This window comes from Pseudomonas sp. J380, assembly GCF_009827115.1.
GTDB classification, from domain to species: Bacteria; Pseudomonadota; Gammaproteobacteria; order Pseudomonadales; family Pseudomonadaceae; genus Aquipseudomonas; species Aquipseudomonas paracarnis.
Window position 1 is genome coordinate 6,036,413 of record NZ_CP043060.1, and the last position, 16,031, is coordinate 6,052,443.

Here is a 16,031-nt window from a genome sequence, read left to right on the forward strand (position 1 = left end):
GTGGTGCCCTGGGCAGTCCTTTTTGTGTAACGCCTGTTGATTGAAATGGCGCGTCCAGGTGCTGGGCGCGTTTAAGACTGCTTGGAGGTCGAATTGGACAAGAACATGAAAATCCTCATCGTTGATGACTTCTCAACGATGCGGCGGATCATAAAAAACCTGTTGCGTGACCTTGGGTTCACCAACACGGTCGAGGCGGATGACGGCCTGACGGCCATTCCGATCCTCAACAGCGGGAGCATCGACTTTCTGGTGACCGACTGGAACATGCCGGGCATGACCGGTATCGACCTGCTGCGCCATGTGCGCGCCGATGAAAAACTGCGCAGCCTGCCTGTGCTGATGGTGACCGCCGAAGCCAAGCGCGAACAGATCATCGAAGCCGCCCAAGCCGGGGTCAACGGTTACGTGGTCAAGCCATTCACGGCACTGGCCTTGAAAGAGAAGATCGAGAAAATCTTCGAACGCATCCACGGCTAATGCCATCGCGGGGGAGCTATGGAGCATAACGAAACGTCACAGGGCGACTTTGAGTCGACCCTGAAAAAACATGCTCACCAGTTGGTCGACAGCCTGGAAAAAGGCCAGTTCGCCGATGCGGTGCAGTTGATCCATGAGCTTAACCAGACCCGTGACCGCGGCCTGTACCAGGAAGTGGGCAAGCTCACACGCGAGCTGCACAGCGCAATCGTCAATTTCCAGATTGACCCGCGCATGCCCCAGGCCGAAGAAATTTCCCAGATCACTGATGCCACTGAGCGCCTGTCCTATGTGGTCAGGCTGACCGAGGCAGCGGCCAACCGCACCATGGACCTGGTGGAAAACGCCACGCCCCTGGTCAACGGCATGGCCACCGAAGCCCAGGCCTTGAGCCAGGACTGGGGCCGCTTCATGCGCCGCGAAGTCGGCGCTGAAGAATTTCGTGAATTGGCGCGTCGCGTCGACGGGTTCCTGTCGCGCAGCGAACAGGAAAACCGCACGGTGGCCAGCAACCTCAACGACATCCTGCTGGCCCAGGATTACCAGGACCTCACCGGCCAGGTGATCAAGCGCGTGACTCAGTTGGTCACCGAAGTGGAAAGCAACTTGCTCAAATTGGTGCTGATGGCCGGCCAGGTCGATCGTTTTGCCGGCATCGAACATGACCGCGAAGCGATCCTCTCGGAAAAAGATCCACAAAAACATCTCGCCAAGGGTGAAGGTCCGCAGATTCATGCCGATAAACGTGAAGACGTTGTGTCAGGTCAGGATGACGTAGATGACCTGTTATCCAGTTTAGGCTTCTAAGGAGCACCCACATGAGCTTCGGCGCCGATGAAGAAATCCTTCAGGATTTCCTTGTAGAGGCCGGCGAAATTCTAGAGCAACTGTCCGAACAACTGGTCGAGCTGGAAAGCCGACCGGATGATGCGAACCTGCTCAATGCAATTTTTCGCGGTTTTCACACTGTAAAAGGGGGCGCCGGCTTCCTCCAGCTCCATGAGCTGGTGGAGTGCTGCCACATCGCCGAGAACGTCTTCGACATCCTGCGCAAGGGTGAGCGTCACGTCGACTCGGAATTGATGGACGTGATTCTCGAAGCACTGGATGCGGTCAACGGCATGTTCAGCCAGGTGCGTGAACGTGCACCGATCACCGCTGCCACCCCGGAACTGCTGGCCGCCCTGGCGCGCCTGGCCGAACCTGCCGACACCGCGGCTGCGCCGGTGGTCGAGGCCGCACCGGAACCGGTGGCGCAAGCCGAGCCGGACGTGACCGACAGCGAGTTCGAACAACTGCTCAACTCCCTCAGCGCGGTCAAGGCCGAGGCTGAAGCGCCGGTGCAGCCTGCCGCGACGCCGAGCAGTGAAGACATTACCGACGCCGAATTCGAGTCGTTGCTCGACCAGTTGCACGGCAAAGGCCAGTTCGCAGCAGATGCCGTGGCCCCGCCTGCCGCTGCGCCAGAAGCACCCGCTGCCAACGCCAGCACCGACATCACCGACGACGAGTTCGAGGCACTGCTCGACCAACTGCATGGCAAAGGCACTTTTGTGGCCGAAGCCCTGCCCGAGGTGGCGGCGACTGCCGCCGCCGCTGCGCCAGCGGCCAGTACCGCACCGGCCGGTGACGGGTTGATCTCCGATCACGAATTCGAAGCCCTGCTCGACGAGTTGCACGGCAAAGGCAAGTTCAGCGAAGTGGCCCCGGCCGCTGCCGCCCAGGTTACAGCGCCAGCCGCTGCCACTGCGGCACCGGTTGCTGCCAAACCTGCGCCGGCTGCCAAGCCAGCACCTGCTGCCGCCCCGGCCCCTGCGCGTGCAGCCGCGCCGGCTGCTGCGGAAAAACCCGCCAGCGAAGCCGAAACCACCGTGCGCGTGGATACCGCGCGCCTGGACGACATCATGAACATGGTGGGCGAACTGGTGCTGGTGCGTAACCGCCTGGTGCGCCTGGGCCTGAACAGTGGCGACGAAGCCATGCAGAAGGCCGTGTCGAACCTCGACGTGGTCACCGCCGACCTGCAAACCGCGGTGATGAAAACGCGGATGCAGCCGATCAAGAAAGTCTTCGGCCGTTTCCCGCGCCTGGTTCGCGACCTGGCGCGCCAGCTCAAGAAAGAAATCAACCTGGAGCTGGTGGGCGAAGAAACCGACCTCGACAAAAACCTCGTCGAGGCCCTGGCCGACCCGCTGGTCCACTTGGTGCGCAACGCGGTCGACCACGGTGTAGAAACCCCGGAAGAACGCGAAGCCGCCGGCAAGTCCCGCAACGGCAAAGTGATTTTGGCGGCGGAGCAAGAGGGCGACCACATCCTGCTGTCGATCACCGATGACGGCAAAGGCATGGACCCGACCATCTTGCGCAATATCGCGGTCAAGCGCGGCGTGATGGACAAGGACGCCGCCGACCGCCTCACCGATACCGAGTGCTACAACCTGATCTTTGCCCCGGGGTTTTCGACCAAGACCGAGATCTCCGACGTGTCCGGGCGTGGCGTGGGCATGGACGTGGTGAAGACCAAGATCAGCCAGCTCAACGGCTCGATCAATATCTACTCGACCAAGGGCCAGGGCTCCAAGATCGTCATCAAGGTGCCGTTGACCCTGGCGATCATGCCGACCCTGATGGTGATGCTGGGCAACCAGGCGTTCGCCTTCCCGCTGGTCAACGTCAACGAGATCTTCCACCTCGACCTGTCGCGCACCAACGTGGTGGACGGCCAGGAAGTGGTGATCGTGCGCGACAAAGCGTTGCCGCTGTTCTACCTCAAGCGCTGGCTGGTGGCCTCGGCCGCCCATGAAGAACAGCGCGAAGGCCATGTGGTGATTCTGTCCGTGGGCACCCAGCGCATCGGCTTTGTGGTCGATCAACTGGTGGGCCAGGAAGAAGTGGTGATCAAGCCTTTGGGCAAGATGCTGCAGGGCACCCCGGGCATGTCGGGCGCGACCATTACCGGTGACGGTCGCATCGCGCTGATTCTCGATGTTCCAAGCATGCTCAAGCGTTACGCCGCACGGCGTATTTGATTCTGGAGGGGCAGGGCGGTCATGCCCGCCCCGCCTAACGGAGTGTTTATGGCAGTCAAGGTCCTGGTGGTGGACGATTCGGGTTTCTTCCGCCGCCGCGTCTCGGAAATTCTTTCCGCTGATCCAACGATCCAGGTGGTCGGCACGGCCACCAACGGCAAAGAGGCGATCGATCAAGCCATTGCCTTGAAGCCGGACGTGATCACCATGGACTACGAGATGCCGATGATGGATGGCATCACGGCCGTGCGCCACATCATGCAACGCTGCCCTACACCGGTATTGATGTTTTCCTCGCTGACTCACGAAGGCGCGCGGGTGACCCTCGACGCTTTGGATGCCGGCGCGGTGGACTTTTTGCCGAAGAATTTCGAAGACATCTCGCGCAACCCTGACAAGGTCAAGCAGATGCTGTGCGAGAAGGTGCACAGCATTTCCCGCAGTAACCGTCGCAGCTTGTTCAGCACGCCCGCGCCAGCTGCCACGCCTGCGCCCGCAGCAGCGGCGCCGACCTCGTCGTTTGCGCGCCCGGCGCCTGCGCCCGTGGCCCGGCCTGCGGTAGCGCCGGTACGTGCCGCCGCAGCGCCGAGTGCGCATTCGCCCGCGCCCAAGCGCAAGGCTTACAAACTGGTCGCCATCGGCACCTCCACTGGCGGCCCGGTGGCCTTGCAGCGGGTCCTGACCCAACTGCCGGCCAACTTCCCGGCGCCGATTGTGCTGGTGCAACACATGCCGGCGGCGTTCACCAAAGCCTTCGCCGAGCGCCTGGACAAGCTGTGCCGTATTACCGTCAAGGAAGCCGAGGATGGCGACATCCTGCGTCCTGGCCTGGCACTGCTGGCGCCGGGCGGCAAGCAGATGATGGTGGACGGGCGTGGCGCGATCAAAATCCTGCCGGGCGATGAGCGCCTGAACTATAAGCCGTGCGTGGACATCACCTTCGGTTCTGCAGCCAAGTCCTATGGCGACAAAGTTCTGGCGGTGGTGCTCACCGGTATGGGCGCCGATGGCCGTGAAGGTGCGCGCCTGCTCAAACAGGGCGGTAGCGCCATCTGGGCCCAGGATGAAGCCAGTTGCGTGATCTATGGCATGCCCATGGCCATCGTCAAGGCTGACCTGGCCGATGCGGTCTACAGCCTGGACGACATCGGCAAGCACCTGGTGGAGGCCTGCCTCTGATGGATGTGTTGAGCCTGATCGGCATCACCATGGCGTTTGTCGCCATCATTGGTGGCAACTACCTGGAAGGCGGCCACCTCGGCGCCTTGGCCAACGGCCCGGCAGCGCTGATCGTGATCGGTGGCACCGTGGGCGCGGCGTTGTTGCAGTCGCCCCTGAGCTCATTCAAGCGTGCCATGCAGATTCTGGTGTGGATCATTTTTCCGCCACGGGTCGACCTGGCAGGCGGTATCGACCGTGTGGTCAATTGGAGCCTCACCGCCCGCAAGGAAGGCCTGCTGGGCCTGGAAGGCGTGGCCGATGCCGAGCCTGACAGCTACGCGCGCAAAGGCCTGCAACTGTTGGTCGATGGCGCCGAACCGGAAGCGATCCGCAGCATCCTCGAAGTGGATTTCTACACCCAGGAAAGCCGTGACATCAATGCGGCCAAAGTCTTTGAAAGCATGGGCGGCTATGCGCCGACCATTGGCATCATCGGCGCGGTGATGGGCCTGATCCACGTGATGGGCAACCTGGCCGACCCTTCGCAACTGGGCAGCGGCATTGCCGTGGCATTTGTCGCGACCATCTACGGCGTGGCCAGTGCCAACCTGGTGTTGCTGCCGGTGGCCAGCAAGCTCAAGTCGATTGCCATGCGCCAGTCGCGTTATCGCGAAATGTTGCTCGAAGGCATCCTGTCGATTGCCGAGGGCGAAAACCCGCGCTCCATCGAATTGAAGCTTCAGGGCTTCATGGATTGATGGGTATGCACATTGACCTGTGGCCAGTGAGCTTTATGTGGCGAGCGAGCTTGCTCGCGCTGGGCTGCGAAGCAGCCCCAAAACCAGGTACCGCAATCTGTCTGAACAAACGCGTTGCCTGGATGGGGGCCGCTTCGCGCCCCAGCGCGAGCAAGCTCGCTCGCCACAGTAAAGCGGCCAATAGCGGTCAGGGAGGTATTTGCCTGTGAGCCGTCGCCGTCGCGAGCCTGAAGAGCACGTCAACCACGAACGCTGGCTGGTGTCCTACGCGGACTTCATCACCTTGCTGTTCGCGTTTTTCGTGGTGATGTACTCGATCTCGTCGATCAACGAAGGCAAGTACAAGATCATTTCCCTGGCGCTGGTCGGCGTGTTCAACGATGCCGAGCGGGCGATCAAGCCGATCCCCATCGGCGAAGAGCGGCCCAAGACGGTGACCCCGGCCAAGCCCCTGGTCAATGACAGTGATGAAACCGCCGCCGGCATCCAAGGCACCAGCGACCCGCTCAAAAGTATCGCCGACGATATCAGTGCCGCCTTTGGCGACCTGATCAGCTCCAACCAGATGACCGTGCGCGGCAATGAGTTGTGGGTGGAGATCGAGCTGAACTCCAGTCTGTTGTTCGCCAGTGCCGATGCGTTGCCCAGTGACCAGGCGTTCACGATCATCGACAAGGTGGCGGCGATCCTCAAACCGTTTGAAAACCCGATCCACGTGGAAGGCTTCACCGACAATTTCCCCATCAGCACCGCGCAGTACCCGACCAACTGGGAACTGTCCTCGGCCCGCGCGTCGAGCATCGTGCGCATGTTGGCCATGCAGGGCGTGAACCCCCAGCGCCTGGCGTCGGTGGGCTATGGTGAATTCCAGCCGGTGGCCAATAACGCCACGGTGGAAGGCCGCGCCCGTAACCGCCGGGTGGTGCTGGTGGTCTCGCGCAACCTGGATGTGCGTCGCAGCCTGACCGGTACTGGCACTGCCAATGCCACCCCGGATGCGGCGTTGAAGCGTGCTGGCACACAAACTGCACCGCCCGTTGTCAAGCCGCCGGTCCGACCGAGTAACGTCAATTCTCCGTCGCTGGCTCAATAACCGTATGCAATGTCTCGGTCGCGCCTGTGCCCGCCGGGAGGAACCAACCGAATGAGAGTCTGGGCAGTTGCCAATCAAAAGGGTGGAGTCGGCAAGACCACCACTTCCATCGCCTTGGCCGGTTTGCTGGCCGAAGCGGGCAAGCGTGTGGTCGTGGTCGACCTGGACCCCCACGGTTCCATGACCAGCTATTTCGGCTACGACCCGGATGCGCTGGAACACAGCTGCTATGACCTGTTTTTGCACAAGGGCAGCGTGCCGGCGGATCTGCCTGGGCAACTGCTGTTGCCCACCAGCAACGAAAGCATTTCCCTGCTGCCGTCGAGCACTGCCCTGGCCACCCTGGAGCGCCAGTCGCCAGGCCAGAGCGGCCTGGGCCTGGTGATCGCCAAGACCCTGGCGCAGCTGTGGCAGGACTTCGATTACGCGATCATCGACAGCCCGCCGTTGCTCGGCGTGCTGATGGTCAATGCGTTGGCGGCCAGCCAGCAATTGGTGATCCCGGTGCAGACCGAGCACCTGGCGGTCAAGGGCCTGGAGCGTATGGTCAGCACCCTGGCGATGATCAACCGTTCGCGCAAGCAGGCGCTGCCGTTCAGTATCGTGCCGACCTTGTTCGACCGTCGCACCCAGGCGTCCCTCGGCACCTTGCGCGTATTGCGCGATGCCTACCCGGACACCATCTGGAATGGCTACATCCCGGTGGACACGCGCCTGCGTGACGCCAGCCGTGCCGGGCTCACACCGTCGCAGTTCGACGGCAAGAGCCGTGGCGTGCTGGCCTACCGTGCGTTGCTCAAGCACCTGCTGTCGCAACAGCTTGTGGCGCAGGTGGCGTGATGAACCGTCCTGTCGAATTCAAGACCCGCCCGCAACTGGCTCTGGAATCCTACCTGGATGCCTTGCTGCAGGATGCGACGGCCGAGGAACTGCCAGAACCGATTCTGGTACTTGAGCCTGCTGTCGAACCCGAAAGCCCGCTGGATGAATTCCAGCAGGCGGTGATGGAAGAACAGGCACGGGATGCGCAGGTGGTGGTGCCAAGCGCCCCGGCGGTGGTGGCGCCCCCGGTGGTCGAACCGCTGGTGGACGTGCACCTGCCGCCCAGCATCACGCCGCCGCCGATGACGGGCGACGGTCGCCCCTCATGGGCTGCCGAGCCGTTCGAGTGCCTGCTGTTCGACGTCGCCGGGTTGACCCTGGCGGTGCCGCTGGTGTGCCTGGGCTCGATCTATTCCCTGGAAGGCCAGGAGCTGACGCCGCTGTTCGGGCAGCCGGAGTGGTTCCTCGGCATCCTGCCCAGCCAGGCCGGCAACCTCAAGGTGCTGGATACGGCGCGTTGGGTGATGCCCGACCGCTACCGCGATGATTTTCGCCAGGGCCTGCAATACGTGATCTCGGTGCAGGGCTACGAGTGGGGGCTGGCGGTGCATCAAGTCAGCCGCTCGTTGCGCCTGGACCCCAATGAAATCAAATGGCGCAGCCACCGCGGCCAGCGGCCGTGGCTGGCGGGCACGGTGATTGAACACATGTGCGCGTTGCTGGATGTCGCCGAACTGGCCGAGTTGATCGCCAGCGGTGCGGTGAAGGCAATGCCACAGAACAAACGCAGTTGATTGAACAATAAGGGCCGTGCGGTTGCGCGGCCTACGTGCACACACGCCGTCGATAGCGGCATTTGAAGGGGTCAGATGAATGAACAAGTCAGCGTCCGCACAAGGTTTGGATGATCCGATCCTGCAATGGGTGACCTTCAAGCTGGACAACGAAACCTACGGCATCAACGTGATGCGCGTGCAGGAAGTGCTGCGCTACACCGAGATCGCCCCGGTTCCAGGCGCGCCAAGCTACGTGCTGGGCATCATCAACCTGCGCGGCAATGTGGTGACGGTGATCGACACCCGCCAGCGGTTCGGCCTGGACACGGTTGAAGTCAGCGACAACACCCGTATTGTGATCATCGAGGCCGACAAGCAAGTGGTCGGCATCCTGGTCGACAGCGTGGCCGAGGTGGTTTACCTGCGCCAATCGGAAGTGGAAACCGCACCGAACGTGGGTAACGAAGAGTCGGCCAAGTTCATCCAGGGCGTGTGCAACAAGAACGGCGAACTGCTGATTCTGGTTGAGCTGGACAAGATGATGAGCGAAGAAGAATGGTCGGAACTGGAGAGCATCTGATTGTTCCTTGAGGCAGCGGTGATTGTCCTGGCCCTGTTGTGGGCCGGGACCTTGGCGTTTGTGCTGCGCTCTATGCGCCAGCAGCGGGAGTCAGCCTTGCAACAGGCCGAGCGCGATGCGGTGCGCGACCGGCGCATTCTGGAACTGGTCAAGCGTGTTGATCACTTCCAGCAAAGTGCGGTGCGGGTTGGGGATGAAGTGCATGAACTGCGCGCGATTCTCGCGCCGTTGCCCGACAGGTTGGTGCAGTTGGAGCAGCGTGATCCGTCGAACCTGTCGTTTGCCCAGGCGGCCAAGCTGGTTGGCATGGGGGCGACGGTGGATGAGTTGACCCAGTCGTGCGGGCTGACCCAGGCTGAGGCGCAGTTGATGAGCAAGTTGCACAAGGGCTGATTCTCGATAGCGGCCTGGCAGCCGACGCTTCTCTACCTTGCGCCCAACGATCCAACTGTGGGAGCTGGCTTGCCTGCGATGACGGCCTGCCAGCCGACATCTATCTGCCTGACAGCCCACATTTTGATCTGCATACCTCAATCAATTTTCTCCAGCCACAGACTTTTCCTGTTCCCCAAAGGTCAACATCCTTCAAGCACCTTGACCCAGGAGATTCTCCCAAATGACCGCCCCCAAAGCCCTGTTGATCCTCCACGGCAAACAAGCCCTCAACGAGGATGTGCGCGCTGCTGTGCTGTCGCGGCGTGAGCAGGGTGGGGAGTTGGCGGTGCGGGTGACCTGGGAGGGCGGTGATGCCCGGCGACTGGTCAATGAAGCCCTGGCCGAGGGGTACACCCATATCATTGCCGGCGGTGGCGACGGCACCTTGCGCGATGTGGCCGAAGCCATGGCCCATGCCAACACTGACGCCAGCCTGGTGCTGATGCCCCTGGGCACCGCCAATGATTTCGCCAAGGCCGCCGGCGTGCCGTTGGAGCCGGCTGGCGCCCTGGCCTTGCTGGACGTACAGCCCAGGGCGATCGACCTGGGCCAGGTCGGTGGGCAAATCTTCCTGAATATGGCCACCGGTGGTTTTGGCAGCCAGGTCACGGCCAACACCTCCGAAGACCTGAAGAAGGTCTTGGGCGGTGCCGCGTACCTGTTCACCGGTTTAACCCGCTTCAGTGAATTGAAAGCCGCCTACGGTGAATTGGAAGGCCCGGATTTCCATTGGAAAGGCGAGTTGCTCGCGTTGGGCATCGGCAACGGTCGCCAGGCCGGTGGCGGGCATGTGCTGTGCCCCGGAGCATTGGCTGATGACGGGCTGTTGGATGTCAGCATCTTGCCGGCGCCTCAAGAGGTGGTCGGCACGTTGCGTGAGTTGATGAACAACGGCTGGGGCCTGGACACCATGTTCGTGCGCGCACGCCTGCCCTGGGTGAAGATCAAGGTCGCACAAGGCTTGTACATCAACCTCGACGGCGAGCCGCTGGAAGGCGACGACCTGCACTTCGAGGCGCTGCCCAATGCCCTGCGCGTGCACTTGCCGCTGGGTTCGCCGTTAGTCGTCCAGGCTGATGATCTGCTCACGCACGGCAAATAGCACCAGGCCCGCCACGTCAAAAATCTGCAAGCGCTTCATGATCTGCGAGCGGTGGGCTTCGACGGTCTTGATACTCAGGCCCAGGCCATGGGCAATTTCCCGGGTGGATTTGCCGCGCACGATCAAGCGCAGGATTTCCAGTTGTCGCGCCGTCAGGTTGTGGCTGTGGGCGACAGGCGCGCTGGAGTCCTGGCTACGGATCAGCGCCTGGTTGATCACTGTGTGGGCGATGGCGGGGCTCAGGTAGCGTTCGTTGTTACGCAGCGCCTGCAGGGCATGTTCCAGCTCGTTGGCGGTGGTGTCCTTGAGCAGGTAGCCGTGGGCACCAGACTCAAGGGCGCGCATGATCATCTCGGGATCGGTGTGCATCGACAGGATCAGCACTTTGCACTTGGGGTAGGCGCGCTTGAGTTGCTGCAAGGCATCCAGGCCCCCGGTGTGTTTCATCGACAGGTCCAGCAGCACAATGTCGGGCTGCAGGGCGCAGAATTTCTCAAGCAGTTGCGCGCCATCGCTGGCCTCTCCAACGACGGCGTAGCCGGGGATATCCAGGATCAGTGCACGCACGCCGGCGCGGATCAAGGCATGGTCATCGACCAGGAGCAGATTGCAGGTCACCGGAGAACCTTATGGGCACTGGCCCGTTCGAGGGCGCGGGGGGGCCAGGGGAAAAGTGCGTGGATGCGTGTGCCGTTGCCCGGCTGGCTGCTGACGGACACGGTGCCGCCCAACTGGTGGGCCCGTTCGCACATGCCGGCCATGCCCCGTTGGCCTTCCTTGCCGGGGTCGGCGGCAGGTGCGAAGCCCTGACCGTCATCGCATATCGTCAGTGACAGCCCTTCCGGCAAGCGTTGCAGGCGCACCAGCAGGTTGTGTGCCTTCGCATGGCGCAGCATGTTGGTGACCGCTTCCTGGGTGATGCGAAAGGCCGCCACGGCCATTTCTTCGGGAATGCCGGTGAGGCGTTGCTGACACTCCAGGCTCCAGCACACCTGGGTATTTTCCAGGGCCTTGAGCAGGTGCGCGCGCAGGCTGGCTTCCAGCCCCAGGCTTGCCAGTTGGCGAGGGTTGAGAATGGCGGACACGTCGCGCACCTTGGCCAGGGTTTCATTGAGCGTATTGCATAGCACCGAGCAATGAATTTGCAGGTCTTGGGGCAGTCGACGCTGCAACCATTCGCTCTGCAACTTGGCGGCGGTCAGCAGTTGGCCGATGTCATCGTGCAGCTCGCGGCTGAGGCGGTGGCGTTCGTTTTCCTGGACTTGCAGCAGGCGGTCGGCCAGCTCCTGGGGCTGGAACTTGATGGCTTTGCGCGAGCGCCACTGGTGCAGGGCGACCACTGCCAACGTGACTAGGTTGAGCAACACAATCACTAATGGCAGCGGCGCGCCTTGCAGGTAAACCCACAGGCTGACCAGCACTGAGCACAGGCACAGGGCAAGGATGAGGGCGCGCGCATGGCGGCGGGACACGAACCTTGCGATGAGTGACTTGAGGCTGGCGTACATAGCGGATGGAGCCAATGAGGGTTCACTGCGCGAAGACCGGTCACGGCGGTTGACTGGGCTCTGTCGAGAGTGCGGTGCCGGATCGTGGTTATCCATAATGAAGTTGCTTCATTTCGAGCGGTGCATGGTACCACCACTATTACCGTTGGTCGCCTGGCATATTCCTCCCTCGATATATTAACCACGGCAATGCCCTGACGGTCAGGCCAGCGCTCTTGAGTTGTATTAGTTAGACTGATTTGTACAATTTTAAGGTGCTGGCTAATTGATATTTCTTCAGTCTCTAGAAGTGTTTCATCTTTGGCTTAAACGGTCGCTTTTAGATAACACGGGTATTAAATACGACCTCTCCTTGATTTAAGACCTCTGCTGTAGACGCTGCTGATGGCCGTAGTCTTTTTGCGGAATCTGCGAGGTCACCGTGGCAATCAGCGAAGTTTGCTCACTGTCATCCAGGCCCAGTTCCCCGGTACGGATGTCAATCAGCTCCAGTTGCCAAGCCAGTAACCTCAGGCAGTCGTGCAACGCCTCCAGGGCCTGGTCATGCAGTTGCACCGGGCTCACGGCATTGGCGATCAGGTATTGAATATGCCGGGAGAACTCGCTGATCGCCTGCAAGGCCAGGCCATCGGCTTTTTCTGCCAGTTTGGCCAAGCTGGTTTTCATGCAGTCGATGGCGTCGCTGTCATTGCGGATCAAATGCAGGTGGTTCAGGCATTCCTCGGACTTGGCCAGCAGCATTTCGGCTTCCAGCAGAAACTCGGGAAGCGCGGTTTGCCATTCGTTCGCGCTATTCATCATGCAAGTCTCCACAACTTAAGGTCGGGTGATGAGATGTCGCACCGGGTGAATGGCTTAAAACTAGCGCTGAAATACGACTGGGGCGTGTAGGTTGCTTCCGATAATCCAGTAGGACGTTTATTGAAAAACTCACGAATGCCGCCTTTAACCGCTGTTAGGCGGGATGACGCAACTTCAGTTGCCGATACGTGAGTGCCTGAAAGGCCCGTAGACCAAGGGCTTGGGTGGGCAAACAAAAGCCTGACTCCATTCATGCAATGAGAATGGCGTCACATTAATGGCTATTAGATATCGCGAATATCAGGTTGGGCCTGATTGCGTATAGGGGAATCCCCTATGTGGCGGAACTGCACGTCAATTCGACTGTCGCGCAAGGCGGCTTGATAGAGCATCAAGGGCCCAAGCAGTAAAGCATGATGTCAGTGTGACATCAATGGATTTACATGGCATTTTATTGGGGTCAAGGTCCGGCGCTTGCCGCCGATAACGTGCTTATACAGCTGCATACCCTTTCACGCGCCTGCGGCGTGTACACCAGGAGCTTTTAATGGCCGGCATTCTCGACACGGTAGATCAACGCACGCAATTGGTGGGTGAGAATCGCCTGGAAATTCTCATGTTCCGCCTCTTCGGACGGCAGTTGTTCGCGATCAACGTGTTCAAAGTGCAGGAAGTGCTGCAGTTGCCCAAGCTGACCCTGATGCCCCAGCGCCACCCGTTCGTGTGTGGGGTGGTCAACCTGCGTGGCCAGACCCTGCCGGTGATCGATCTGTCCCAGGCCATCGGCATGCGTCCTTTGGTGCCGGGCCCCAACAGCACCATTATCGTCACCGAATATAATCGCTCGGTGCAGGCGTTCCTGGTGGGCGGCGTCGACCGCATCGTCAACATGAACTGGGAAGCCATCCTGCCGCCGCCGACCAGCGCCGGTCGCCAGCACTACCTCACCGCCATCAGCAAGGTCGATGAGCAACTGGTGGAAATCATCGACGTGGAAAAAGTCCTCGCCGAGATCGTGCCCTACAACGCCAAGGTCTCCCGGGACAAACTTGAAGATCCGGTGCTGGAGCGTGCCCGTGGCCGCGAAGTGCTTCTGGTGGATGATTCCAACGTGGCGTTGTCGCAGTTGCGTGACACCCTGGGCCAGTTGGGCGTGAAGATGCACGTCGCCAGCGACGGTCTCAAGGCACTGAACATGCTCAAGGCGTGGGCCGACAGCGGCCAGGTGATGACCGACAAACTGCTGATGATCTTCACCGACGCCGAAATGCCCGAGATGGATGGCTACCGTCTCACTACCGAAATCCGCAACGACCCGCGCCTGCGTGGTCTGTACGTGGTGATGCACACCTCGCTGTCGGGCAGCTTCAATGACTCGATGGTCAAAAAGGTCGGCTGCGACAATTTCCTCTCCAAATTCCAGCCGGACAAGCTGGTGGACGTGGTACGCCAGCGACTGATGTTGGACGAAATGCCCGCCTGACTTTAGGATGACACTTTGTTTCCTAGGAAGGCAGGCCCATGCTGCGTCTCAGCGCGTTGTACCGTTACCCCTTGAAGTCCGGCAAGGCCGAAGCCTTGCAGCAGATTGGCCTGGATAAACTCGGGTTGGACGGGGATCGACGCTGGATGCTGGTGGATGAAGCCAGCGGGCGGTTCCTGACGCAACGGGCCGTGGCGAAGATGAGCCAGCTCTCGGCGTTGTGGAACAGCAGCGGGGGCCTGACCCTGAGTTCGCCGGGCTACGCGTCTTTGGATGTGGCATTGCCGGGCAGCGCCGGCGAACTGCGTGGTGTGACCATCTGGCGCGATACGCTGCGTGTGCCGGATGCTGGCGATGAGGCCGCGGCCTGGGTCAGCGCATTCATTGGCAAGCCGACGCGCCTGGTGCAACTGCCCCTGGAACGTGCGCGCACCACCGAAGCCGGGTATGGCAAGGATGACGACAAGGTCGGCTTCGCTGACGGCTACCCGTTGCTGTTGATCGGCCAGGGCTCCCTCGACGACTTGTGTGAAAAGATCGGCCGCCCGATGCAGATGCTGCGTTTTCGTCCCAACCTGGTCATCGAGGGCGCCGAGGCTTTCGCCGAAGACGGTTGGAAGCGCTTGCGCATCGGCGACGTGGAGTTTCGGGTGGTCAAGCCGTGCTCGCGGTGCATCCTCACCACAGTCGACCCCCAGACCGGTGAGCGCAGCCCCGACCGCGAGCCTTTCGCGACGCTGCAAACCTACCGCCAGACCGAAAAGGGCGCGATGTTCGGCCAGAACCTGGTCAACGATGGCATCGGGCGCCTGGAAGTCGGCATGCCGGTAACGGTGCTGGAATAAAAAAGCCCGTCTCGTGGGAGACGGGCTTTTTGTGTGCCGGGTACCGCTTAGCCGCGGTATTCACACAGGTAGGCGGTGTCCACCGCAACCTTCAACTGGAACTTGCTGTTGGCCGGTACGTTGAACTGGCTGCCGGCAGCGAAGGTTTCCCAGTCGCTGCTGTCGGGCAGCTTCACGGTCAGGGCGCCGGAGACCACGTGCATGATTTCACGTTGGGCGGTGCCGAATTCGTATTCACCCGGAGCCATCACGCCGATGGTCGCCGGCCCTTCTGCGGTGCCGAAAGCGATCGACTTGACGGTGCCGTCGAAGTACTCGTTGACTTTGAACATGGGTGAATCCTCGGAAAAGATGGATGCTTACGCTCATCACTGCAGGCGCGGGCTTCTGTGGCGAGGGAGCTTGCTCCCGTTGACTGCGTAGCAGTCCCCGTTTTTTGGGGGAGCTTCGCACCCCAGCGCAAGCAAGCTTGCTCGCCACAGGATTTCGTTGGTGCAGGTGGGCAGCATCAAAGGAAAATGGCTGGCCAGTATGCCCAAGGCTGTGGACGCTGCCTAGACCGGCAATATCAGCGGCAGCAGGCGTGCGGTGTTGCGTGCATCCTCCAGGGCGCGATGCTGCTGGCCATTGAACTGCATTCCGGCCAATTGCAGCGCACCATTGAGCCCCAGCGGCTTGTCCAGGCGCCGGGCCTTGGCAAAGCGTTGCTTGAGGTTCACATGCGGGGTGTCGCCCAAGGCGCTAGCGAGGCCATGGCGCTGCCACTCCAGCTCAAGCTGCACGCGATCATAGTCACCCCAACTGGCCCAGCCTTCCAGGCGTGGCTGATGTTGGCCCAGCCAGCGCTCGAACAGCGGCCACACCTCGGTGATCGGCGCGGCCATGTCGATATTGGCCTGGGTGATATGGGTGAGTTTGCGGCAAAAGGGTGTCAGCAATGGCCGGCGCAAGGGCCGCACAAAGCGCTGGAAGTGGTCCAGTTCGCGGCCCTGGCGGTTGACCAGGCTGGCGCCGATCTCGATGACTTCCATCTCTGTCACGGGCCAGCCGCCGTCATCCGTTGTGGCTTCAAGGTCAATAATCAGCCAATGAGGCATGTGCAGGTTCCCGTACTCGTCCCTTCCTGATGGGGATAGAGCGTAGCCCGGCCCTGTAGTT

General features: G+C 61.2%; 18 protein-coding genes. 13 read left to right on the forward strand and 5 right to left on the reverse strand.

Translation table 11 applies throughout. The annotated features are described in order from the left end of the window. Positions 1 to 105: 105 nt before the first annotated feature. The 11 genes from FXO12_RS27630 (at position 106) to yegS (ending at position 10,236) form a co-directional block, all read left to right on the forward strand. Positions 106 to 480, forward strand: a complete 375-nt coding sequence (locus tag FXO12_RS27630; RefSeq protein WP_003192908.1) for a chemotaxis response regulator CheY — start codon at positions 106 to 108, stop codon at positions 478 to 480. 18 nt (positions 481 to 498) lie between these two features. Beyond that, entirely contained in the window at positions 499 to 1,287 is a 789-nt protein-coding gene (locus FXO12_RS27635) for a protein phosphatase CheZ (protein WP_003192906.1), read from the forward strand. A gap of 11 nt (positions 1,288 to 1,298) precedes the next feature. Then, entirely contained in the window at positions 1,299 to 3,509 is a 2,211-nt protein-coding gene (locus FXO12_RS27640) for a chemotaxis protein CheA (RefSeq protein WP_060772682.1), read from the forward strand. A 48-nt stretch (positions 3,510 to 3,557) separates the two neighbouring features. Then, entirely contained in the window at positions 3,558 to 4,688 is a 1,131-nt protein-coding gene (locus FXO12_RS27645) for a chemotaxis response regulator protein-glutamate methylesterase (protein WP_034126798.1), read from the forward strand. Continuing rightward, positions 4,688 to 5,428, forward strand: a complete 741-nt coding sequence (locus FXO12_RS27650; RefSeq protein ID WP_003192902.1) for a flagellar motor protein — start codon at positions 4,688 to 4,690, stop codon at positions 5,426 to 5,428. Before FXO12_RS27645 ends, FXO12_RS27650 begins: the two co-directional genes overlap by 1 nt. A 205-nt stretch (positions 5,429 to 5,633) precedes the next feature. Further along, on the forward strand, positions 5,634 to 6,521 hold the full coding sequence (motD, locus tag FXO12_RS27655) for a flagellar motor protein MotD (protein ID WP_057976952.1): 888 nt from the start codon (positions 5,634 to 5,636) through the stop codon (positions 6,519 to 6,521). 51 nt (positions 6,522 to 6,572) lie between these two features. Then, on the forward strand, positions 6,573 to 7,361 hold the full coding sequence (locus FXO12_RS27660) for a ParA family protein (RefSeq protein WP_014719332.1): 789 nt from the start codon (positions 6,573 to 6,575) through the stop codon (positions 7,359 to 7,361). Continuing rightward, positions 7,361 to 8,137 carry a CheW domain-containing protein gene (locus FXO12_RS27665; protein WP_054920403.1) on the forward strand — a complete coding sequence of 259 codons (777 nt, stop codon included), beginning with the start codon at positions 7,361 to 7,363 and terminating at the stop codon, positions 8,135 to 8,137. The genes FXO12_RS27660 and FXO12_RS27665 overlap by 1 nt, the downstream gene beginning before the upstream one ends. A gap of 79 nt (positions 8,138 to 8,216) precedes the next feature. After that, positions 8,217 to 8,699, forward strand: coding sequence for a chemotaxis protein CheW (locus FXO12_RS27670; RefSeq protein ID WP_003192896.1), 483 nt, complete (start codon positions 8,217 to 8,219; stop codon positions 8,697 to 8,699). After that, complete coding sequence (locus FXO12_RS27675) at positions 8,700 to 9,092, forward strand: DUF2802 domain-containing protein (protein ID WP_057976958.1); 393 nt, start codon at positions 8,700 to 8,702, stop codon at positions 9,090 to 9,092. A gap of 223 nt (positions 9,093 to 9,315) precedes the next feature. Further along, a complete protein-coding gene (gene yegS, locus FXO12_RS27680) occupies positions 9,316 to 10,236 on the forward strand; it encodes a lipid kinase YegS (protein ID WP_057976960.1) in 921 nt (306 codons plus the stop codon). Here yegS and FXO12_RS27685 read toward each other — a convergent pair. The 3 genes from FXO12_RS27685 to FXO12_RS27695 all read right to left on the reverse strand — a co-directional run bounded on the left by FXO12_RS27685 (position 10,195) and on the right by FXO12_RS27695 (position 12,545). Further along, complete coding sequence (locus tag FXO12_RS27685) at positions 10,195 to 10,854, reverse strand: response regulator transcription factor (protein WP_057976962.1); 660 nt, start codon at positions 10,852 to 10,854, stop codon at positions 10,195 to 10,197. The two genes, yegS and FXO12_RS27685, sit on opposite strands and share 42 nt — an antisense overlap. Further along, a complete protein-coding gene (locus FXO12_RS27690; RefSeq protein WP_057976964.1) occupies positions 10,851 to 11,744 on the reverse strand; it encodes a sensor histidine kinase in 894 nt (297 codons plus the stop codon). The genes FXO12_RS27685 and FXO12_RS27690 overlap by 4 nt, the downstream gene beginning before the upstream one ends. 357 nt (positions 11,745 to 12,101) lie before the next feature. Beyond that, on the reverse strand, positions 12,102 to 12,545 hold the full coding sequence (locus FXO12_RS27695) for a hypothetical protein (protein ID WP_169918712.1): 444 nt from the start codon (positions 12,543 to 12,545) through the stop codon (positions 12,102 to 12,104). Positions 12,546 to 13,092: 547 nt separating this feature from the next. On the opposite strand from FXO12_RS27695, the gene FXO12_RS27700 reads away from it, so the two are divergent. Both FXO12_RS27700 and FXO12_RS27705 read left to right on the forward strand, forming a co-directional pair. Continuing rightward, on the forward strand, positions 13,093 to 14,028 hold the full coding sequence (locus FXO12_RS27700; protein ID WP_034126805.1) for a chemotaxis protein CheV: 936 nt from the start codon (positions 13,093 to 13,095) through the stop codon (positions 14,026 to 14,028). Positions 14,029 to 14,066: 38 nt separating this feature from the next. Then, entirely contained in the window at positions 14,067 to 14,873 is an 807-nt protein-coding gene (locus tag FXO12_RS27705; RefSeq protein WP_060772683.1) for an MOSC domain-containing protein, read from the forward strand. 47 nt (positions 14,874 to 14,920) lie between these two features. Here the strand turns inward: FXO12_RS27705 and FXO12_RS27710 are convergent, their stop codons facing one another. Continuing rightward, complete coding sequence (locus FXO12_RS27710; protein WP_003226701.1) at positions 14,921 to 15,205, reverse strand: pyrimidine/purine nucleoside phosphorylase; 285 nt, start codon at positions 15,203 to 15,205, stop codon at positions 14,921 to 14,923. Positions 15,206 to 15,427: 222 nt separating this feature from the next. Then, positions 15,428 to 15,970, reverse strand: a complete 543-nt coding sequence (locus FXO12_RS27715) for an exonuclease domain-containing protein (RefSeq protein ID WP_019818536.1) — start codon at positions 15,968 to 15,970, stop codon at positions 15,428 to 15,430. Positions 15,971 to 16,031: the final 61 nt, after the last annotated feature.